This is a genomic window from Rhodobacter sp. 24-YEA-8, from assembly GCF_900105075.1.
GTDB lineage: Bacteria > Pseudomonadota > Alphaproteobacteria > Rhodobacterales > Rhodobacteraceae > Pseudogemmobacter.
Genome location: NZ_FNSK01000001.1, coordinates 3,126,607 through 3,148,581, shown reverse-complemented (window position 1 = coordinate 3,148,581; position 21,975 = coordinate 3,126,607). Strand labels below are relative to the sequence as shown.

Genomic DNA, 21,975 nt, shown 5'->3' with positions numbered 1-21,975 from the left:
TGAGGCTGGCGCGGGGGGTTACAGATCCTGCGCCAGCAAAGCCTCGGCCACGGTAAGGCCGGTGACGAGATGGGTGGCATAGCCGCCCCGGATCGCGGCCATGGTGGCCTCAACCTTGTCATGGCCCGGCGTCACCAGGATGCCCATTTCAAGCCCGGTCAGGCGTTCAAGCGGGATGCCGATCATGCGGTCTTCCATCGGGCCAGGGATCGCGCGACCTGCCGCATCGACGAACCGCCCGCAGATCACCCCCACCGCACCATTGCCGGTGTAATGCGCCAGGTCCTCAGTCGTGGCGAGGCCGCTCGACACGATATGGCTGTCCTCGCTGGCGGTGCCGACCGAGAACAGGAGCTTGTTCAGCTTTTCAATTTCATCGAGCTGTACCCGCAGGATCGGCTCGGCCCGCAGCGCGCGGGCGAGATCGGCGCTGGACAGGATCGCGGGCGCATGGAGGTTGAGGCAGCGCGCCCCCAGCCTTTGCGCCAGCCGGGTCGAGCAGGCCTCGGCGGTAAAGCCGTAAGGCGTGGCCATAGAACCGACCAGTTGCAACACCGTCATCTCTTCGGTGCGGGTGATCTCCAGCGCCTCGGCGAGATCATAGACGGTGCGCCCCCAGGCCACGCCCAGATTGTCGCCCGGCGCCAGCAGATCCGGCAACCAGAGCGCCGCGCCCTTCACCACCCGGCGAAAGGCGTCCTCGACGCTCGCGCCCTCATCGGGCACCACATAGGCCGCTTTCAGCCCGAAGCGGCGGCAGAGATCCGAAGCCAGCCGATGCGTGGTGAAAGCAGGCGCCGCCAGGGTGATGCGGATCAGTTCGCGCTCGCGCGCCTCCTGCAGGTAATTCACCACTGTCGCGCGCGAAATCCCCAGCGTTTCAGCAATATCCTTCTGGTTCAGCCCCTCGTGATAATAGAGCCAGGCAACCTCGATCACGGCATTCTCGCCGCTGACCTGGCCGATTGTGCGCCGCCTGGCTGTGTTGTTCACCTCTGGCCTCATTCAACGTTTGACAGCTATATTTGACATTTGTAGACAATGCCGGATGATCGTGCAATTGCCTTTGGACAGGCTGCTTTTAGGGATCCACCGGGGAGGGTGCAAATGAGAACGAATCTCTGGAATGAGACCGAGGCGCAGGCATTGCAGGAGGCGGCGGGGTCTGACGCGGCGGCGCGGGAACTCGCGCTCCGAGTCTATTCCTCGCGCATCATCGGGCGCGACCCGGATATGGTGATGCATGGCGGCGGCAATACTTCGATGAAGGCGCAGGCCGTCGATGTTTACGGCGACACGGTTGATGTGCTGCATGTGAAGGGCTCGGGCTGGGATCTGGAGACCATCCTGGCCGCAGGTCTGCCCGCTGTGCGCATGGCGCCCCTTGCACGGCTGCGCGGACTGGCTGCGCTGTCGGACGAAGCGATGGTCGATGTCCAGCGCGCCAATCTTCTGGACAGCACCGGCCCCAATCCGTCGGTCGAAACGCTGCTCCACGCCTGGATCCCGCATAAATATGTCGATCACACCCATGCAACCGCCTTCCTGACGCTGGCGAACCTGCCCGAGGTCGAAGCCGCCACGCGCGAGATCTTCGGCGACCGGCTGACGCTTCTGCCCTATATCATGCCGGGCTTTGCGCTCGCGAAAGCAGCGGCAGATGCCTATGACCGCAATCCCGAGGCCGAAGGGCTTTTGCTGATCAATCACGGCCATTTCACCTGGGGGCCAGGAGCGAAAGCCTCTTACGACCGGCTGATCTCGCATACGAACGAGGTCGAGGCATGGCTCGCGCAGCGCCGCCCCGGCCCGGTCTATCCGGGCGCCGCTTTGCCGCCGCCGCAACTGGCGCAGACGCTGGCATCGCTGCGCGGCGCGCTGGCCTCTTGCCTGCCCGAGGCGGCAGGCCTGCCGGTCCTTGACCTGCGCGCCGATGATGCGGCCCGCGCCTTTACTCTGCGCGACGACCTGGCCACGCTTGCGAAACGCGGTGTGGCGACCCCGGATCACGTGATCCGCACCAAGGGCCATCCGCTGGTGATCACCCGTGAGATCCTCGCAGGCGGGCCAGAGGCGCTGCGCCAGGCGGTGACCGATTTCGCTGCAGATTACGCGGGCTATTTCGACCGTCAGGCGCCGCTTGCCGCAACACCGAAGACCATGCTCTCGCCGATGCCCGGCCTTGCATGGATCGAAGGTGAAGGCGTCGTCGGTATCGGCGCCACTGCCGCAGCGGCGCGGATTGCCGGCGATATCGGCAGCCAGACCACCCGCGTGATGGCGGATGGCGAGCGGCTTGGCGGGTTCTATCCGATCGGCGAGCGTGACCTTTTCGAGATGGCATACTGGTCGCTGGAACAGGCCAAGCTCGGTAAGGGCAAGCCGCCGCGCTTTCAGGGCAAGGTGGTGCTGGTCACCGGCGGCGCGGGGGCGATTGGTCTTGCCACCGCGCGGGCTTTCGCGGCGGAAGGCGCGGCGATCTTCCTTGTCGACCGCGACGAGGCGCTGCTTGACGCCGCCCTGAAGGCGCTTGGCCGCGATCATGGCGGCATCAGCTGTGACATCACCGCGAAAGGCGCGGCAGAGGTCGCGGTCGAGGCCTGCGTGGCACGCTTCGGCGGGCTCGATATCCTGGTGTCAAATGCAGGTGCCGCGATCACAGGCGAGATTGCGACCCTGCCCGACGACACGCTGCGCCAGAGTTTCGAGCTGAATTTCTTTGCGCATCAGGCCTTTGCCCAGGCCGCCGTCGCGGTGTTCCGCGCCCAGACCGCCGCGCGCGGCACACGCGGCGCGGGCGATGCCGGGCAGATCCTGATCAATGTCTCGAAACAGGCGGTGAACCCGGGCAGGAATTTCGGCGCTTATGGGTTGCCCAAGGCAACGACCTTCTTCCTTCTGCGCCAGCTCGCGCTGGAACTCGGGGCCGAGGGCATCCGCGTGAACGGGATCAATGCCGACCGCATCCGGTCGGGCCTTCTGACCGGCGAGATGATCGCGGCGCGCTCCGCCGCGCGTGGTCTTGATGAGGCGAGCTATATGGGCGGCAACCTGCTGGGCCGCGAGGTCGAGGCGGGCCATGTTGCGCAGGCCTTCACCGCGCTGGCGGCGTCGGCCCGCACCACCGCGCATGTGATGACGGTGGATGGCGGCAATATCGAAGCGGCTTTGCGCTGACGCGAAAGCGCGCGGCGGGGCCTAGCCCTCGCCGCGACGCGGACGCTGCGCGAAGACACTGGCCAGCGCCAGCAACCCCGATCCGACCATCAGAAACACCGAAACGGCATTCAGGACCGGCGTCGAGCCGACTTTGACCATGCGGTCATACATGGTGATGGTCAGCGGCGCGTCTGAGCCGACCAGCATCAGGGTCGTGTTGAAATTCTCGAACGAGACCAGGAAGGCCACCACAAAGCCGGAAAACAGCGCCGGGGTAAGGTATGGCAGCGTCACCGTCGCCAGCACCCTGATGCGCGAGGCGCCAAGGTTCAGCGCCGCCTCCTCCAGCGCGATGTCGAATTTGCGCAGCCGGGCCGAGATCACCAGCGTCGTGATCGTCACCAGGAAGGAAAGCTGCCCCAGAATCACCAGCAATACGCCCGGGCGCAGGAAATCCCATTCCCACCAGAAGGCATCGCTGACGCCATTCGCGATCATGCTGGAAAACACCAGGATCGAGATCCCGAGGATCACGCCCGGGATCACCAGCGGCACGATCATCAGCACGTAAAGCACGTTTTTGAAGGGGAAGCTCTTCCGCTCGAACAAAAACGCATTGCAGGTGCCGATCACGACCGCCAGGCCCGAGACGATCAGCCCGATCCAGAGCGAATTGATCAGCCCCGCCATCAGACGGCGGTCATGGAACAGGCCGATCACCGGCTCTTCGCTGCCGAAAAACCAATTGAGCGTAAAGCCCTTCCACGGCAAGGCCGGGAATTGCGAGTCGTTGAAGGCAAAGATCGCGGCGGCGATCAGCGGCGCGGCGAGGTAGAAGAAAAAGGCCAGCATATAGCCGAGATAAAGGCCACGCATCAGACCGGAACGGGGGGCGGCGACGTTCATCCTCTCACTCCTTCGCCACGGTGGAGGCAAGGTTCTGCCCGGTCAGCCGCAGCCCGAGCCAGACCACGCCCGAGGTGAAGACCAGCAAAAGCACACCGAATGTCGCCCCGGATTCCCAGTTATAGCGGGTGACGAATTGCTCGTAGATCTGCTCGGTGAACCACATGGAATTTTTGCCGCCCAGAAGGATCGGCGTCAGATAGCTGCCCGCCGCAAGCATGAAGGTGATGATGCAGCCCGCAACGATTCCCGGCATTGCATAGGGAATGACGATACGGCGAAACACGGTGATCCGGCTGCCGCCGAGATTGTAACCGGCCTCAAGCAGCGCATTATCCATCCCGTCCAGCGTCGAGACCAGCGGCACGATCATGAACAGAACCACCGTATAGACCATGCCGATCACGACTGTGACGTCGTTATACAAAAGCTCGACCGGGCCCGAGCTCAGCCCCGCCCATTGCAGCGCGCCCGAGATGATCCCGGTCTCGCGCAGCAACAGGATCCAGCCGAAAGCGCGTACCAGATCCGACACCCAGAGCGGGATCAGGCACATCAGGAACAAGGCCGCGCGCGACCGCTGCCGTGCAATTTTCGCGATATACCAGGCGACCGGAAAGCCGATGAAAAGCGCAAGGATCGTGACCAGAACCGAGATCCAGGCGGTGCGCAACAGCGTGTTCCAGTAGATCGGCTCGCGGAAGAAATCGAAGTAATTGCCGAAACCGAACGCATATTCGCGCGGCCCCAGCTTTTCGCGCAAGGAGAGCCAGCCGACACCGATCTGCGGCAGGATGATCAGAAGGATGATCCACAGCGCAAAGGGCGCGAACAGCAGGATCAGCGTCAACCGGCTAGCGTCAGAGCTTTTCATCCCTCACCCCGCCTCTGGCGCCGGAAAGGCCAGCGCATGTGTAGAGCGGAAGAAGGCCGTCACGCTGTCACCGCGCGCGACCGGGGTGGTCGCATCCATTACGCTTTGCGCGATCTCGATCAGCCGGCCCGAGCTGCGCAACAGGATCCGCGAATTGGCGCCATTGAACAAAAGGCTGTCAATTTCACCCGCAAGCTGGTTGCCGCCTTCGACAGGCGTGAGGGAAATTGTCTCAGGGCGGAAAAACACCTCGACGCGGCTGCCTGCGGCCAGGGTCGCGCCCTGGCGGGCAATGGTTTCCGGCCCGCCGTCCAGCACGATCCGCGCCTCATCGCCGCTGAGCGCCGTCACCCGGCCCGCCCAGCGGTTGGTGTCGCCCACAAAGCCCGCGACAAAGCCCGATCCCGGCTGGTTATAAAGCTCTTTCGGAGTGCCGATCTGTTCGAACCGACCGGCATTCATCACCGCGACATTGTCAGACATCACCAGCGCTTCGGACTGATCATGGGTGATATAGAGGAAGGTCGTGTTGAACTGATGCTGCAAGAGCTTCAGCTCGATCTTCATCTGCTCGCGCAGTTTCAGATCCAGTGCGCCAAGCGGTTCATCGAGCAAAAGGACATCCGGCTCCAGCACCATGCAGCGTGCGATGGCGATGCGTTGTTTTTGCCCGCCAGAAAGTTGCGCGACCTGCTTTTCCTGCACCCCCGGCAGCCCGATCCGCGCCAGTACATCCGCGACCTTGCGCGCAATTTCCGAACGGCTCTCGCCCCTGCATTTCAGACCATAAGCGATATTCTCGCCGACATTCATCATCGGAAACAGCGCCAGATGCTGGAACACCATCTTGACCGAACGCCTGTTCGGCGGCACCTCCAGCACCGATTTGCCTTTGATGCGGATATCGCCGGAATCCGGCGTCTCGAACCCCGCGATCATCCGCATCAATGTGGTCTTGCCACAGCCCGATGGCCCGAGGATCGAAAAGAATGACCCGCGCGGCACGGTGAAAGAGACGTCATTCACGGCCCTGTGGCGACCAAAAACCCTGGTCAGGTTCACACATTCCAGATCATGCATAGGGGGCTCGTCAAAGGTAAGTAGCGGCGGGGACAGGCGGGGATACGCCTGTCCCGGTGTCATAAGGGGGCCTCAGTTCCCCGAAGCGGCTTTGATACGCTCCAGCACCTTGCCTTCGATATCTTCCAGCCCCGGGGGGATATTGGCGAAGAATTTCATATTCGCGATGGCTGCATCGTCAAAGGCCAGCTTGACCGCAACCTTCTTCGCCTCAGGCAGAAGTTCGATCCCGCCCTCGACCGCAGCAATCGCACCGGTCGAATCCGACATGATGGTCACGATTTCGGGGCGCATCACGAAATTGATCCACTTGTAGGCGGCGTCATCGGCGCGACCCTTGGCGGGGATCACAAAGGTGTCGATCCAGGTCAGTGCGCCCGAAGCCGGCGGCACATAAACAAGGTTCTGGTTCTCGCCATAAAGCTTGAACGCGGTGGAATCCCAGGATTCAGACGCCACAACCTCGCCCGACAGCAGAAGCGTCGAGAGGTCGTCGCCACCATTCCAATAGGTCTTGATCACCGATTTACAGGCGATCATCTTATCGGCCACCTTGTCGAGCATCTCGCTATAGGCCGCCGTGTCAGAGTAAAGCGCGAAAGGGTCATAGCCGAGCGAGAAGCCCATCCCGAGAAGGATCGTCCGGCGCAGGCGCATCGAGGTCTTGCCCTTATATTCCTCTTTGCACAGATCGGACCAGTCCTTCACATCTGCCGCTTTGGTCACATCGACCACAAGGCCGGACGTACCCCATTGATGCGGCACGCCGTAGACGGCGCCATCGATGGTGGTATTGGCTTTGACGGCCTCCAGCAGGTTGGCCTGCATCTTGCCGGTCTCGATCTGCGACAGATCCAGCGGCTTGTAGATCTCGAACTCGCTTTGCGCCGCGAAGATGCGGTCATGGCTGGGCTGCGCAAGATCAAAGCCCGCACCGCCGGTGGCGCGCAGCTTGGCAACCATTTCCTCATTGTTGGAAAGGGTCACCTCGACCTTGATATCGGGATATTCCTTTTCAAAAAGCGCGATCACATTGTCAGGCGCATAGCCGCCCCAGGTCAGAAGACGCAGCGTCTCGGCCTGGGCTGCGCCGATGCAAAGGGCGGTGGCGCAGGCGGACGCGGCAAGCAGCCGTGCAAACAGGGTTGTCCTGGCAGTCATTGTTCACTCCCTATGTTGATCCGGCGGGGCATCAATGACCCCGCTCGTATTTTATAAGCTCTGACTATGTGGCCCGGCGTGACAGGGGCTAAGGTCCACTTTCGAAGAAACATGAGACCGCTTTTGCCAGCCCGCGGCGCGGGCTCAGAGATCCGATATGTCTGACATCTGCCAGGCCGATTTCGCCAGCCATTCCGGCGCGATCTCGACGCCCCAGCCCGGCCGGTCGCTGATGGTGACCTGGCCCGCTTCGACCCGGTAGGGGTCTTCGGTGTAAAGCCCGTATTGCCAGGGGTAGTAATCCGGCCCCTCGATCGAGAATTCGAGATATTTGCCCGCCCCTTCGATGGCGCGCAGAAGATGCATGGTGAACAGCGTCACCAGCCCCTGATTGGCGGCATGGGGCGTGACCGGCAGGCCGGCCGCGCGGGCCATTTCGCAGACTCTGAGCGTGCGGCTGATCCCGCCCAGATAAAGAATATCGGGCTGCACGATATCGACCACGCGGTCGGTGATCATCTGCCGCCAGACCGGCATCTCGCAATCCTGCTCGCCGCCGGTGACCGCGATGGGTTTGTCCGCCAGCGCACGGGTGACTTCGGCGGTCTGGTCCAGTTCCCAGTAGAGACAGGGTTCCTCGAAATGTTCGATCCCGTTGTCGAGCAGGATATCCGCAACCTGGATCGCGCGGCGCGGCGAAAAGCCGGAATTGGCATCGACCAGCAGCGCTGCATCCGGGCCGAGCGCCTTCCGGATCGTCGGGATGATTTCCTCGGTCCGGCCCGGCCACTCATCGATGTCATGACCATATTCGGCCGCGATGCGGAACTTGAAGGCATCAAAGCCGAACTCGCCCTGAAGGCGGCGGAAGCGCTCGGCCTCCTGCACAGGCGTGATATCGCGCTTCATCGACGAGGCGTAGCAGCGCAAGGGCCCCGGGCTGCCACCGATCAGCGAACAGACCGGCAGACCGGCCTCTTTGCCGCGCAGATCCCAGAGCGCGGTGTCAAACCCGCCAATGGCGCGCTTCAGATACGAGCCGGGGAATTTATGCTCGCGCTCGAACACTTTGTCGGTCAGCGCGTCGAGATCGTCAAACTCCACCCCCAGCACCCAGGGCGCAACCTGGCGGTGCAGCACCTGGGCGGTGATGTCGGAATTATAAGTCGAGACCTGGCCCCAGCCGGTCGCGCCGCTGGCATCCGTGATCCGGACAAAACCGATATAGCGCGACGAAAAGGTCTCGATACGGGTGATCTTCACGGGGTCGGTCCTCTCTTAAGGCTGGCCTCTTGCAGCGGGCCTCTTTGTGGCGACAAGATTGCCCCGGGCCAGGTGCGTCGGATAAGGTCCACTTTCGAAATTGTCGGAAGCCGGTTACAGCCGGGCGACCGGAGGAAGGGACAGGGATTTGGTCAAACGCTCATCTGGAGAGTTGCTCTTCGGTCTGCGCATCGACCGCAGCCTGCCTGCCTCGATCACCCTGCAGGTCTGTGCGGCTTTGCGCGGACTGATCCTTGCGGGCGATCTCGCGCCCGGGCGGCGCCTGCCGTCAAGCCGCAGCCTCGCCCGGGATCTCGATATTTCGCGCACGACGGCTGTGGCGGTCTATGACCGGCTTTTATCCGAAGGGCTGATCGAGGCGCGAACCGGGTCAGGGTCCTACGTTTCAGCCCAGGCCGGGGCAAGGCTGCCGCAGGGGATCATCGGGGTCGAGCCGCCGCCGGAGGCCCGCACAGCCCGGCTCTCGACCGCCATCGACACTGCCTCGCAGCGCTTTCACCAGCGCCTGCCGCATCCGCATCAGCCCCGCGCCTTTGTCACCGGCCTCCCCGATTTCGACAGTTTCCCGCTGGCGATCTGGGCGCGCCTGACCGCCAGCCACTGGAGATCGTCGCGCAACCGCATCCTTGGCTATGCCGAACCCGAGGGCGATCCGGAGCTGCGCCGCGCCATTGCCGATCACCTGCGCGCCAATCGCGGCATCGCCTGCGAGGCGGAACAGATTTTCATCACCGCAGGCGCCCAGCAGGCCTTTGACGTGATCGGCCGCGTGCTGTTGAACCCCGGCGATCCGGTCTGGTTCGAGAACCCCGGCGCCATTGGTGCCCGCAACAGCCTGATTGCCTGCGGGGCTGACATGATTCCGGTTCCGGTCGATGACGAGGGGCTGGACGTGGCCGCTGGCCTTGCCCGCGCGCCTGCTTTCCGGCTGGCCTTTGTCACGCCCTCGCATCAGCATCCGACCGGGGCCGAGATGAGCCTTGCACGGCGCGCGGCGCTGTTGCGCGCCGCCTATGACTGCGACGGCTGGATCATCGAAGATGATTACGACGGCGAGTTTCGCTATGACGGGCGACCGCTGCCGACACTGAAAAGCGCCGACCGTGCAGATCGGGTGATCTATGTCGGCACCTTTTCCAAAAACCTGTTTCCCGCGCTGCGGCTGGGCTTTTACATCGCACCGCCGCCGCTGGTCGATGTGTTCTCGCATGTCTCGCGCGCCTTCCTGCAAGGCGTCTCGCCTGACAGCCAGGCGGTGCTGGCCCGTTTTATCGCCGAGGGCCATTTCGCCACCCATCTGCGCCGGATGCGCGAAATCTATGCCGCGCGCCACATGGCCTTTGCCGAGGCTGCGGCGACCCGGCTTGACGGGCTGATGGAACTGCGCGCCTCGCCCGCCGCAGGGTTTCACCGGATCGGCACGTTCCGGCATCCCGCTTTGTCCGAGCCCGCCGTGGTCAGCGCCTGCGAGACGGCGGGGCTTATCGTCTCGGGCCTTGACCGCTTTCGCTTTGGCCCTGACCCCTGCCCCGCCGGGCTGGTGCTGGGGGTGACGGCGGTGCCGCCCCGCACGATCCAGCGCGGGGTCGGGGTGCTCGCCTCGGTGCTCGAAGCGCAGATCGCCGCTGAAACCGGTTAACGGTCCCCGAGGATCATCGCTGCGGCGCGGTCGGCGAGCATGATCACCGGCGCGTTGATATTGCCGGAGGTGACATTCGGGAAGGCCGAGGCATCCACCACCCGCAACCCTTCGATCCCGTAAAGCCGCAGCTTCGAATCGACCGCATTGGTTCCGTCATCCGGCCCCATCCGGCAGGTCCCGCAGGCATGGAACACACTGCCGGCGCGGGCGCGGATATCGGCGATCAGCGCCTCTTCATCCCTGATATCCGGACCGGGCTGCATCTCGGCCTCGATATAGCGGGCGATCTCGGGGCGTTCCGCAATGCGCCGGATCAGCCGCACCCCGTCAAGCATCTGCTCCATATCGCCCGGTGCAGAGAGGTAATCCGGCTCGATCACAGGCGGCGCATTCGGGTCGGTTGATGCCAGACTGATCCGGCCACGGCTTTGCGGCCGGCAGGGCTGGATACCGATGAAAAACCCCGGAAACGGATCCGGCAGCGTCAGTCGCCGCCTGCCCGGCGTCGGCTTTGAATAGCTGACCGGCGAGAAATAAAGCTGCTGATCCACCCGGTCGAGCCCGGGGCGCGAACGGACGAACCCGCCCGCCTGGTTGACCGAAATCGCCAGCGGCCCATCGCGCAAGAGCAGGTATCTCAGCCCCAGCATCGCCCGCCCGAGCCAGGGCCTGAGCTGCGTGTTCAGCGTCGGCACTTTCGAGCGGAAGAGATAGTCGATCCCCAGATGGTCCTGAAGATTGGCGCCAATGGCCGGCAGGTCGCGGATCACGCCCACATCCCGGCTTTGCAGCAGCGCCCCCGGTCCGAGGCCGGACCGTTGCAGGATCACCGGCGACAGCACTGCGCCCGCAGACAGGATCACCTCGGCCCGCGCCGTGGCGGTCATGACCTGGCCATCCCGCGCGTATTCAACACCCGTAACGCGCCCCTCCGAAATCGTCAGGCGGTTCACCAGCGCACCAGTCTCGACCCGCAGATTGGCGCGCCGCATTGCCGGATGCAGGAAGGCGGTGGCTGCAGAAGACCGCAGCCCCCTGGCCGCGCTGATCTGGTAGATCGAGACACCTTCCTGCGTCGCGCCATTGTAATCCGGGGTCTCACTGAACCCCGCGCTTTTCGCCGCCGCCAGCCAGTCGTGGCTGAGCGGATGGACCGAAGCGCCCATTTCCCCGACCTTCACCCCGCCCGAACCACCGCGCCAGGCATCCTCGCCGCCCTCCCAGGTCTCGATCGCGCGAAAATGCGGCAGCACATCGTCCCAGCCCCAGCCGGGATTGCCATGCGCCTGCCAGTCGTCGAAATCACTGTGCTGACCACGCACCCAGACCATCGCATTGATCGAGGAAGACCCGCCCAGCACCTTGCCGCGCGGCCAGTAAGATTGCCGCCCGGCCAGCGCCGCTTGCGGGCCGGTCCAGAAACACCAGTTCACCTTCGGATTGTAAAAGCTGTGGCCATAGCCGGCCGGCATCCGGATCATGAACCGCCGGTCGCTGCCGCCGGCCTCCAGAACCAGGACAGAGAACCTGCCCGAGGCACTCAGCCGTTCCGCCAGAACCGAGCCGGCCGATCCAGCCCCGATGATGATATAGTCAAACGCAGCCATGGTCCCACCGCTCTGATCCCGGTCAGAGGCTTATCCCCTGCCGCGCGGTTCAGGAAAAGCCATTGCGGCGAAATGACCGGACCATTCCGGTTCCTGCGGCCCGGCCCCTTACGCCTCAGCCCGGAAGCGCGAAAGGGTTGAACCCGGTGCGGCCAAAGCCTTCAGACACCGCTGCATCATCCAGCACCAGGCTGGCCAGATCATCGGCCACGGTCTCGATATCCGGGTCACGCTCGGCGCTGATCACTTTGAGATAACCGCCACAGTCATTGCAGGCCTCGGCCCGGATCGCCGCTTCGGGCGTGTCGAAACTGAGGTAATCCAGCTGCCCCGCTTCGCCGCAACAGGAACATTTCGCCCGCACCATATGCCATTCGCAATCGCATAGCGCGCAATGCAGATAGCGCAGCCCCTGGCGTTCGCTGGTATGGATATGGCTTGCCACCGGGTGCGAACCGCAGATCGGGCAATATGTCGTTTCCTCATCGCCCATCGGCGGCAAGGGCGCGGCACGGGCGGCCTGGGCCACCTCAACCGACAAGGCAGCCCAGATAAACGGAGCCAGCGCCGGATCGACTGCGTCGAAACGGCTTTCGGTCAGGGCCACAGCGGCTGTGATCTTGTCGGCTTCGGGCAGCGCAGCAAGACGGTCGAGATGCGGATGGACCCCTTCGGGAACGCGCCCGCCAATCTGCGTGATCATCGTTTCAAGCCCCGGGAGCCAGCATCCCGATACCGCGATACGGGCGGCGTCAACCGGCTCTGTCCCCGTATAACTGGCCCTGATCGCGGCGTGCTGCGCGAACGCAATCTCAGCCGCAAGGTTCAGGAATGCCGAAAGCTCATGCCCCTCGGCCAGAGCCCGCAGCCGCGTCGCGCGGGCGGTATAAAGCGCGCCGAGATCCTCGCGCAGGATCGGGTCGAAATGGCGCGCCTCGGGGATGGGGTGGATGCTCAATGGTCGGCCTTCCCGGATTCAACTTCTTCGGCCCAGCGGTCATGGTGCTGCGCCGCCCAGCGTTTCGAGACATAGCCCGTCACCATGCCCGTGATCGAACCCCTGACCCAGATCGCAAGATAGATATGCCCGAGGATCAGGAGGATCAGCCCGATCCCGGCCACGGAATGCGCGAGGATGGCAAGGCGCAGCACCCAGATCGGGAAATATTCCGCGAAATAGGCGCGCCACATGATCAGGCCGGAAATCAGCAGCGCCACAATCGAGGCCATGATCAGCCAGAAGAGCACTTTCTGCCCGGCATTGTATTTGCCGATCCGCAGTTTGCGGGAGTGATCGCCCGCCAGCACCGGCACCACGTTCTTAAACCAGATCTTATCGGTCCGGGCCGGCAGATTGTGATGCATGAAACGTTTGAACATGTAGCAAAGCCCGAGGAACACCGCGATCCCGAAGAACGGGTGCAGCACCCGCGCCATCTGGGGCGAGCCGAGGAAACCGGACAGCCAGGAAAAGGTCGGGAAGAACCAGGAGATCCCCGAAGTTGCGGCGAAAAAGAAGCACAGAACGATGCTCCAGTGGCAAAGCCGCTCAAGGAATTTCGTGCGCAGGATCTGGTCTTTTTTGGGTTTTGCCATGGCGTGCCCCTCACTCTGCCGCGTGCTGCGGGAAAGGTGTGACATTGTCCGGCGGCGCTTCCGGCAGCATGCCATCCGAGCCTTCGGGGTGGTCATCATCATCGGTGGTATTGGGGCCAACCCCGATGAAATGCGCCGCCATCGCGCCAACCGCGACCGCACCGGCAACGGCAGCGGCGGGTTTCAGCAGATCCTTCCAGCCCTCAACGATGGGCGAGATTTTCGGATCTTTCGGCAGGCCGGCATACCGCTCGGGGTCGTCGGCGTGCTGGAGCACATACATCACATGGGTGCCACCAACGCCTGCGGGGTCGTAAAGACCGGCATTGTCATAGCCGCGCTCGTTCAGCTCGGCGACACGGGTCGCGGCGAGGTCTTTCATTTCCTCTTTCGAGCCGAAAGCAATCGCGCCGGTCGGGCAGGTTTTCGCACAGGCCGGGGCCTGGCCCACCGCCAGACGGTCAGAGCAAAGCGTGCATTTATAGGCCTTGTGATCGGTCTTCGAGATGCGCGGCACGTTGAAGGGGCAGCCCGCGACGCAATAGCCGCAGCCGACGCAGAGGTCGCTTTGGAAATCGACCACGCCATTGGCATATTGCACAATCGCGCCGGGGATCGGGCAGGCTTTCAGACAGCCAGGATCCTCACAATGCATACAGCCATCCTTGCGGATCAGCCATTCGAACTTGTCGTTTTCATCGACATGTTCTGTAAAGCGCATCAGCGTCCAGGTCTCGGGATGCAGATCGGCGGGGTTGTCATAGACACCCACATTGTTTTCGACCGGGCCGCGCAGATCATTCCATTCATTGCACGCGACCTGACAGGCCTTGCAGCCGATACAGATCGAGACATCGATCAGTTTGGCGACCTCCATCTGGTGGTCCCGGATCTGGGGGGCCGGGGTCAGATCAGAGGTCGCCGAGCGGCGGACGATGTTTTGCGAGTTCATGCCAGTTCCCCCACCGCTTTTTCGACATTGACAAGGAAGGCTTTGAATTCAGGCGTTTGCGAGTTCGCGTCGCCGACGCCCGGCGCCAGCGTATTGGCGAGATAGCCCTTGCGGGTCGCGCCCTCGAACCCCCAGTGACAGGGGATTCCGATCTGCTCGACTTCCTGGCCCGCCACATTCAGCGTCCGCATCCGTTTGGTGACCACGGCTTTTGCAGTGATATAGCCACGTTTGGTCGTCACCTTGACGGTATCGCCATGTTTGATGCCTTTTTCCGCCGCCAGCTTTTCCCCCATTTCGATGAATTGCTCGGGCTGCAGCATGGCGTTCAGATGGCTGTGTTTCGTCCAGTGGCGGAACAGCTCGGTCACCGAATAGGTCGTTGCCACATAGGGGTAATCGGTCCGGTTCCCCATCCGCTCGCGGTCATTCTGGAAGATGCGCGCGGTCGGGTTGTGCGTCACGACCTCATGCAGCGGGTTTTTGGCAATCGGGCTTTCCACCGGCTCGTAATGTTCGGGGAAGGGCCCATCATTCATACCCTTCTCGGAAAACAGCCTGCCAACCCCTTCGGGAAGCATGATAAACGGCGCGGCATCGGCCCCGGGCGGAATGGTCGCCGGGAAGTCGGGCACGTCGGAGCCAACCCATTTCTCGCCATTCCAATGCAGGATCTGGCGGTCCGGATCCCAGGGATTGCCGTCTTTATCCATGCTCGCGCGGTTGTACAAAAGCCGCCGGTTCGCAGGCCAGGCCCAGGACCAGCCGGGGGTATTCCCCAGCCCGGTATCGGTATTGTCTCGATTGGCCATCTGGTTGCCCTTTTCGGTCCAGGACCCGGCAAAGACCCAGCAGAAGCTTTGCGTCGTGCCGTCATCGCGCAGCTGGCCAAAGTTATCCAGGAGCTGGCCTTTGCGCAGGATCTGGACGCCGTTCTCGTCGAACACATCCTCCAGCGCATAGCCATTGGCCTCTTTCGCCATTTCTTCGGGATGCGGGAAATATGGGTCGTGATAGGTCTCGTGATCCCAGGTCATATGCAGAACCTGCTCCGGGCAGGCGCCGCCTTCGGCCTCATAAAGCCGCCGCAGCTCCATCATGATACCGCCAAGGATCGCCGGGTCATGGCGCGCCTCGCCCGGCGGTTCCTGCCCGGCAAAGTGCCATTGCAGCCAGCGACCCGAGTTCACAATCGCCCCGTCTTCCTCGGCAAAACAGTTCGAGGGCAGGCGGAAGACCTCGGTCATGATCTCCTCGGTCGGGACATCATTGAACCGGCCTTCGTTGCGCCAGAAATTCGAGGTCTCGGTTGCCAGCGGGTCGATGATCACCAGAAACTTGAGGTTCGCCAGCGCCTTAGAGGTCTTGTTCTTATCCGGCATCGCCGCCAGCGGGTTGAACCCTTGGGCGATATAGCCGTTGACCTGGCCATTATACATCATGTCGAAATAGGCCAGCATGTCATAGCTGCGATCCCATTTCGGCAGGAGGTCGAAGGCGAAGTCATTCTCCTTCGTAGCGTGATGGCCGTATTGGTTCTTCAGATAAGAGATGAAGAATTTCGGCGTGTGTTTCCAGTAATTGACCTGGCCGGGCGTGACATCCTTCGGCGTGGTCTCATCCAGATATTGCGCAAGGCTGGTCTGCTTGTCCGAAGGCAGGTTCATATAGCCCGGCACGCGCAAGGACAGCAGGCCAAGGTCGGTATAGCCCTGGATATTCGAATGCCCGCGCAGCGCGTTCACGCCACCACCGGCCATGCCGATATTCCCGAGCAGCAGCTGGATCATCGCCGCACCCCGGATGATCTGCGCGCCGCCGGTATGGTGGGTCCAGCCAAGCGCATAGAGCCAGGTCATGGTCTTGTTTTTGGCTGAACAGGATCCGATCACCTCGGCGATCTGCAGGAAATCGGCTTTTTTGACGCCGGTGATCTCCTCGACCATTTCAGGTGTATAACGGTCGACATGGGCCTTCAGCAGTTGCAGGACCGACCGCGGATGCGTCATCGTCTCATCACGCAAAGCCAGCCCGTCTTCGCCGCGCGCATAGGTCCAGGACGTCTTGTCGTAGCTGTTGCTCTCGGCATTGAAGCCCGAGAACACACCCTCATCAAAGGCGAAATCATCACGCACGATCAGCGCGGCATTGGTGTAGTCGCGCACATATTCATGCTGGATCTGACCCGTCTCAAGCAGATAGCGCACCATTCCCATCAGGAAAGCCGCATCAGAACCTGCCCGGATCGGCGAGAAGATATCGGCGACCGACGCCGTCCGGTTGAACCGCGGATCGACCACGATCACCTTGGCCTTGTTCTTGATCTTGGCCTCGATCACCCATTTGAACCCCACCGGATGCGCCTCGGCCGGGTTGCCGCCCATCACGATCACCACATTGGCGTTCTTGATATCGACCCAATGGTTCGTCATCGCCCCGCGCCCGAAGGAGGGCGCCAGCGCCGATACCGTCGGCGCATGGCAAAGCCGCGCCTGGCAGTCGATCCCCAGCATCCCCAGAGCGCGGGAGAATTTGTAATCCAGCACGCCGGTCTCGTTCGAGGCCGCAGACGAGGCCAGCATCCCCGAGGAAAGCCAGCGGTTTACCAGCTGCCCCTGTTCGTTATGCGAGATGAAATTCGCGTCGCGATCATCCTTCAACAACCGCGCGATGCGTTTCGTCGCATCCTCCCAGCTGATCTTCACCCACTCGCTTGACCCGGGCGCGCGATATTCGGGATGCGTCAGCCGGCCTTTGGAATGGATCATATCCAGAAGCCCCGCCCCTTTCGGGCAAAGCGAGCCGCGCGAGACCGGGTGATCCGGGTCACCCTCGATATGGAAAATGCGCGGTTTGGCGTTTTTTGACCCGTCGCCAAGACTGTACATCAGAATGCCGCAACCGACCGAACAATAGGTGCAGTTGTTGCGGGTCTCTTTCGCGCGCAATAGCTTGAACGGCCGCACCCCCGCCGAGACCTGTGCCTCGGCAGTTGAAAGCCCCATCGCCTGAGCCGAAAGTGCCGCTGCTCCGGCGCCGAGGATTTTCAGTAAACCGCGACGCCCGATCTTTGTACTGGCACCATACATGGCAACCGCTCCTGCCCTTGACTGAGTGGGATTGTGTGCGATGGCACACCGTTACCCTGTCGCAGTAGCTGCCGGCTCCGGCAGCGGGCAAGACAGAAGATGCACAATGCAGGGCAGGGCCGCGACATGGTGCAGCATCCGCAGGCAGAATAAATTCCGAGGCAATTACATGGTCTTACCAACCCCCCGCCACGCAATGGATTTATTTTGTGATTTATAATGATTATGATGCAGTAAGCATTGATAATCATGAAACTGTGATATGGTGATTTCACCCGCCGCAGGAAGCAGCCGGGCCGAATGACCCGGACAGACAAAGGCACGATGGTGTTTGATGTGCCGTTTTGGCTGTGATTCGTCAGTTTCGTTATGTATATGAAAACATATCGTTCCCGGGTATACCAGCCCTGCCACCCTCCGAGCTCTGCCAGCGACCCCGCATCTGAACCCCGGACATTGCCATGCTGATCCGCCATCTCGACTTCTTCGTGACCCTTGCCGAGGAAGAGCATTTCGGACGCGCGGCCGAACTCTGCGGTGTCAGCCAGCCTGCCTTGTCTCTGGCGATCCGCAAGCTCGAGGATGATCTGGGGATGCCCCTGATCCTGCGCGGCCAGCGCTTTCAGGGCCTGACCGCCGAAGGCGAGAAAGTGCTGATCTGGGGGCGTCAGATCCTCTCGGATTATGGCAATCTGCGCGCCGATCTGTCAGGGCGCCGCAAAGGCGGGCTGACAGGGGTGCTTCGGTTGGGGGTTGCCGCCTCGGCCATGCCGATGATGGCGCAGTTCTGTGAGTATTTCGAGGCCCGCAACCCGCTGGCGCGCATCCAGATTTCGCTCGCGGATGGCGCGGGGATTGAGGCCGGCCTGACTGACTTTTCGCTGGATGGCGGCTTTGGCTGGCTGCCCGCACGCAGGGCAAAATCAGACCAGGCGCATCACCTGCCGCTTTGGCAGATGCGGCTGTATTTTGCCTGCCGCAAGGACCACCCCTTTGCTGCGGGCGGGCCGGTCAGCCTGGCCGATGTGACCACGCAACCGCTTTGCCTGACCGCTGATCTGCCGCTCCTGCGCCCGGCGCTGAAACCTGCGATCCTTTGTTCCGGGCTGGATGGGGTTCTGGCGCATCTGCGTTCGGGCGCCTGGTGCAGCCTGGTGCCCGACAGCCTGACGGCGCTGCTGGCGGAGCAGGACGAGATCCGGCTCCTGCCAGTCAGCGACCAGGGCGAAAGCCATAGCCTTGGCGCGCTTTTGATCCGGCGCGAGCCGCAGGCCCCGATGGTGCGCGCCTTTGAAGAGGCGCTGAGCGGGTTTTCCGGCCAGATGGCGGCCTGACCCTTCGCAGCACCGCCCCTGATCCCAACCTTGTTCCGGCCCGGTCAAAATGCCAGACACGGGAAGAGCACGTCCCCGAGGAGACCGCCGCGTGACCCTTTCCGACCGCCCCCTGACACGCACCGCCAACCCGCCCGGCTTCGCGGCAAAGCTGGCGCGCGTTTCGGTGCTGGTGGTGGATGATGAGCCGGGGATGCGCAATTTCATGGCGCGGATCCTTGGCCCGCAATGCCGGCGGATCGAACTGGCGGCCTCGGTCCAGGAGGCGCAGGAATGGCTCGCGGTCGAGCCCTTCGATGTGATCGTCCTGGATAACATCCTCGGGAATGAGCGCGGCCTTGACTGGCTGGTGACACAGCGCGCGCGCGGCATCGTGCCGCCGGTGATCCTGATCTCGGCCTTTGCCGATCTGGAAATCGCCATCGAGGCGATGCAGGCCGGCGTGGTCGATCTGATCCTCAAACCCTTCCGGTCGAACCAGTTGCTGACAGCGGTGGCGCGCTCGGCCGAACAGGCGCGGCTGATGGGCGAGAACCAGGTCCTGAAACACGAGCTGCGGCGCGGCTCGGAAATGACGCCCGGCCCGGTTGCGCTGATCGGCACTTCGCCCGGGATCACCGCCATTCGTGAGACCATTGCACGGGTGGCGCCCTTGCCGTCTTCGGTCTTGCTGACCGGCCCTTCGGGCAGTGGCAAAGAGGTCGCGGCACGGCTGATCCATGCGATGTCGGACCGCCGCGATGCGCCTTTCGTGCCCGTCAACAGCGCGACCCTGAATGAGGACCATGCCGAAGCCGATCTCTTCGGCGAGGTCGGGGGCGAGCGGCGCGGGTTCTTTCTTCATGCCCAGGGCGGCACATTGTTTCTGGATGAAATCTCAGAGCTGCCGCTGTCGATCCAGGCCCGGCTGCTGCGCGTCCTGGAAGACCGCCGCATCCGCCCGGTCGGCGCCGAACGCGAGCTGCCGGTCGATATCCGCCTGATATCCGCGACCAATGCCGATCCGGCGATGCTGGTCGCAACCGGAAAGCTGCGCGAGGATCTCTGGCACCGCATAAATATCCTTCAGCTGCCGATGCCGCCGCTGGCCGCGCGCGGGCGCGATGTGGTCGACCTTGCCGCGCATTTCATGGAGGCGCTGTCGGGCCGGCTCGGCATGCCCCCGGTCGCGATCACACCCGAGGTCGAAGCCGCCCTGATGGCGCGGCCCTGGCCCGGCAATGTGCGCGAACTGAGAAACCTGGTGGAGCGGGCGCTGATCCTCGGGGCCTTTCCGCCCGATCTGATGGGGCAGTGACATGGCGCGGCCCGGCGGCTGGCCTTCGGTACGCGGACGCCTGCTGATCATCGCGCTCTTGCCGATGCTGGTTCTGACCCCGATCCTGTTGGGGATCACCATGCAGCGCTGGCTGAACAGGACCGACCAGATCCTCGCCGCGCGGGTCACCAGTGACCTGACTGTCGGGCGGCAATATCTTGACCATCTCACCGCCAATACCGCGCGCGACGTGGCGGCGATTGCCCGCTCGGCCGCGTATCGCGATGCGTCAGCGGCAGAGATGCCGGCCTTTCTGGAAGAAGCGCGGCGCCATGCCGGGCTGGATTTCCTGATGCTGACCAGCGCGCGCCTGCCCGGCGGGATCTTTGCCGTGCCAGAGGGCGGGCTGGCCGTTTTCACCCCTTCAGATCTGGAGCAGCTTTCCCCCGGACTTGCCGCCCGTGCCCCGGTACCGCTGATCACAACCGAAGGCAGCCGCCCCACCGATGCAACCAGCGAGGATCGCGGGCTCGTGGTTCTGGCCACCGATTGGGTGATCCTGCCCGAAGGCGTGAACGGACTGCTGGTCGGCGGCATTCTTTTGAACCGAAATGAAGGTTTCATCGACCGCATCTCGGCGCTGGTCTATCCGGCAAGCGATCCGGCGCTGTCCGGTGAGATCGACGCAGAGCTTGATCGCGGCGTCATCACTCTGTTCCTCGGCGATACCCGCATCTCGACCACGCTGCGCCCCACCGGGTCCGAACGTGCCATCGGCACCCGCGCTTCTGCGGCAGTCTCGGCCCAGGTGCTGGGCATAGGCCGACCCTGGCATGACACCGCTTTCGTGGTGAATGGCTGGTATATCTCGGCCTATGAGGCATTGACGGATGTGCAGGGAAACCGGGTCGGGATGCTCTACGCCGGCATCCCGAAAGCGCCCTATACCGCTGCCCGCCAGGTGACACTGTTGATGATCGGCGCGGCCTTCCTGCTGGTCGGCGGGCTTTTCGTGCCGCTTGCACTCAGCTGGGCGCGCGGCATTTTCCGCCCGCTTGCGGCGATGCGGGACACGATCGCGCTGGTCGAGGCCGGCGATATGGGGGCACGCACCGGACCGGTTCCGGGCGCCGCTGAAATTGCCCTGGTTTCGACCCATCTGGATGAGCTGCTCGCCCTGCTGTCGTCTCGCGAGCAGGAGCTGCGCAATCTCAACGCCGATCTGAACGCCCGGGTCGAGGCGCGCACCCAGGACCTGACCCGCGCCAATCAGGCGCTTCAGATCACCAGCCGCCAGCTGATCCTTGCGGAAAAACTCGCCACCATCGGCGAGGTGACCGCCGGGGTCGCGCATGAGATCAACAACCCGCTGGCGGTGATTTCCGGCAATCTGGAAGTCATTCGCATGGTGCTGGCGGATCGCGACTCTGATATCGCGCCGGAATTGCGGCTGATCGACGAACAGATCCGCCGCATCAACGGGCTGGTGTCGCAGCTGTTGCAGTTCGCCCGGCCCGAGGAATTCACCGATGGCCCGCTCAGCACCGACCCCGCCGCCGCGATCCAGGGGCTGAAACCGCTGATCCGCCATTTGCTGGCGCGCTCCGGCGTAGTGCTGGTGGAAGAGATCCATCCGACGCGCCCGATCCGCATGAACCCGCATGAATTGCAGCAGGTGCTGATCAACCTTGTCTCGAATGCGGTCCAGGCGATGCCACAGGGCGGGCAGATCACATTGCGGCTGGAAGACGGGGCGGAAAGCGGGCGCGAGGGCGTGGTGATCACGCTGAGCGATGACGGGCCGGGCATGGATCCAGCCACCCTCGCGCGCGCCTTTGATCCCTTCTTCACCACGCGGGGGCGGATGGGCGGCACCGGCCTCGGCCTGCCGATCTGCCTGAACCTCGTGACCCGTCAGGGCGGCAGCCTGACCGCAGACAGCCCTCAGAACGGGGGCACCAGTTTCCGCATCTTCCTGCCGATGGCGGATGACAGCCCGGATTGACCACGGCAGGCGCGGCGCCGATCATGAC

16 protein-coding genes are annotated in these 21,975 nt (G+C 63.1%); 5 read left to right on the top strand and 11 right to left on the bottom strand.

The features are described 5' to 3' along the window. Positions 1-18: 18 nt before the first annotated feature. On the bottom strand, positions 19-993 hold the full coding sequence (locus tag BLW25_RS15190) for a sugar-binding transcriptional regulator (RefSeq protein WP_092900505.1): 975 nt from the start codon (positions 991-993) through the stop codon (positions 19-21). Positions 994-1,107: 114 nt separating this feature from the next. On the opposite strand from BLW25_RS15190, the gene BLW25_RS15185 reads away from it, so the two are divergent. Further along, positions 1,108-3,177, top strand: coding sequence for a bifunctional aldolase/short-chain dehydrogenase (locus BLW25_RS15185; protein WP_092900503.1), 2,070 nt, complete (start codon positions 1,108-1,110; stop codon positions 3,175-3,177). A 21-nt stretch (positions 3,178-3,198) separates the two neighbouring features. Here BLW25_RS15185 and BLW25_RS15180 read toward each other — a convergent pair whose 3' ends face one another. The 5 genes from BLW25_RS15180 to BLW25_RS15160 form a co-directional block, all read right to left on the bottom strand. Beyond that, positions 3,199-4,065 (bottom strand): ABC transporter permease, encoded by an 867-nt coding sequence (locus BLW25_RS15180; RefSeq protein ID WP_092900501.1) that lies wholly within the window; start codon positions 4,063-4,065, stop codon positions 3,199-3,201. A gap of 4 nt (positions 4,066-4,069) precedes the next feature. Further along, entirely contained in the window at positions 4,070-4,939 is an 870-nt protein-coding gene (locus BLW25_RS15175; RefSeq protein ID WP_092900499.1) for an ABC transporter permease, read from the bottom strand. Between the two features lie 3 nt (positions 4,940-4,942). Beyond that, a complete protein-coding gene (locus tag BLW25_RS15170) occupies positions 4,943-6,019 on the bottom strand; it encodes an ABC transporter ATP-binding protein (RefSeq protein ID WP_092900492.1) in 1,077 nt (358 codons plus the stop codon). Between the two features lie 72 nt (positions 6,020-6,091). Beyond that, the gene (locus BLW25_RS15165; protein ID WP_092900491.1) at positions 6,092-7,180 is read right to left on the bottom strand and encodes an extracellular solute-binding protein; all 1,089 of its coding nucleotides are present in this window, start codon (positions 7,178-7,180) and stop codon (positions 6,092-6,094) included. A 144-nt stretch (positions 7,181-7,324) separates the two neighbouring features. Further along, the gene (locus BLW25_RS15160; protein WP_092900489.1) at positions 7,325-8,443 is read right to left on the bottom strand and encodes a mandelate racemase/muconate lactonizing enzyme family protein; all 1,119 of its coding nucleotides are present in this window, start codon (positions 8,441-8,443) and stop codon (positions 7,325-7,327) included. A 148-nt stretch (positions 8,444-8,591) separates the two neighbouring features. Here BLW25_RS15160 and BLW25_RS15155 point away from each other — a divergent pair, with 148 nt between their 5' ends. Continuing rightward, entirely contained in the window at positions 8,592-10,103 is a 1,512-nt protein-coding gene (locus tag BLW25_RS15155) for a MocR-like pyridoxine biosynthesis transcription factor PdxR (protein ID WP_216279372.1), read from the top strand. Here BLW25_RS15155 and BLW25_RS15150 read toward each other — a convergent pair. The 5 genes from BLW25_RS15150 to fdnG all read right to left on the bottom strand — a co-directional run bounded on the left by BLW25_RS15150 (position 10,100) and on the right by fdnG (position 17,350). Then, positions 10,100-11,713 carry a GMC family oxidoreductase gene (locus tag BLW25_RS15150; protein WP_092900484.1) on the bottom strand — a complete coding sequence of 538 codons (1,614 nt, stop codon included), beginning with the start codon at positions 11,711-11,713 and terminating at the stop codon, positions 10,100-10,102. The two genes, BLW25_RS15155 and BLW25_RS15150, sit on opposite strands and share 4 nt — an antisense overlap. 115 nt (positions 11,714-11,828) lie before the next feature. After that, on the bottom strand, positions 11,829-12,671 hold the full coding sequence (gene fdhE, locus BLW25_RS15145; protein WP_216279371.1) for a formate dehydrogenase accessory protein FdhE: 843 nt from the start codon (positions 12,669-12,671) through the stop codon (positions 11,829-11,831). Beyond that, entirely contained in the window at positions 12,668-13,309 is a 642-nt protein-coding gene (locus tag BLW25_RS15140) for a formate dehydrogenase subunit gamma (RefSeq protein WP_092900480.1), read from the bottom strand. The genes fdhE and BLW25_RS15140 overlap by 4 nt, the downstream gene beginning before the upstream one ends. A 10-nt stretch (positions 13,310-13,319) precedes the next feature. Then, on the bottom strand, positions 13,320-14,261 hold the full coding sequence (gene fdxH, locus BLW25_RS15135; protein WP_092900478.1) for a formate dehydrogenase subunit beta: 942 nt from the start codon (positions 14,259-14,261) through the stop codon (positions 13,320-13,322). After that, positions 14,258-17,350 carry a formate dehydrogenase-N subunit alpha gene (fdnG, locus tag BLW25_RS15130; RefSeq protein WP_092900476.1) on the bottom strand — a complete coding sequence of 1,031 codons (3,093 nt, stop codon included), beginning with the start codon at positions 17,348-17,350 and terminating at the stop codon, positions 14,258-14,260. The genes fdxH and fdnG overlap by 4 nt, the downstream gene beginning before the upstream one ends. Positions 17,351-17,811: 461 nt before the next feature. On the opposite strand from fdnG, the gene BLW25_RS15125 reads away from it, so the two are divergent. From BLW25_RS15125 to BLW25_RS15115, 3 genes are all read left to right on the top strand, one after another. Next, positions 17,812-18,684 carry a LysR family transcriptional regulator gene (locus BLW25_RS15125; protein WP_092900474.1) on the top strand — a complete coding sequence of 291 codons (873 nt, stop codon included), beginning with the start codon at positions 17,812-17,814 and terminating at the stop codon, positions 18,682-18,684. 91 nt (positions 18,685-18,775) lie between these two features. Continuing rightward, the gene (locus BLW25_RS15120) at positions 18,776-19,981 is read left to right on the top strand and encodes a sigma-54-dependent transcriptional regulator (protein ID WP_253188479.1); all 1,206 of its coding nucleotides are present in this window, start codon (positions 18,776-18,778) and stop codon (positions 19,979-19,981) included. A gap of 1 nt (position 19,982) precedes the next feature. Continuing rightward, positions 19,983-21,947 (top strand): sensor histidine kinase, encoded by a 1,965-nt coding sequence (locus BLW25_RS15115; RefSeq protein ID WP_092900472.1) that lies wholly within the window; start codon positions 19,983-19,985, stop codon positions 21,945-21,947. Positions 21,948-21,975 lie beyond the last annotated feature (28 nt).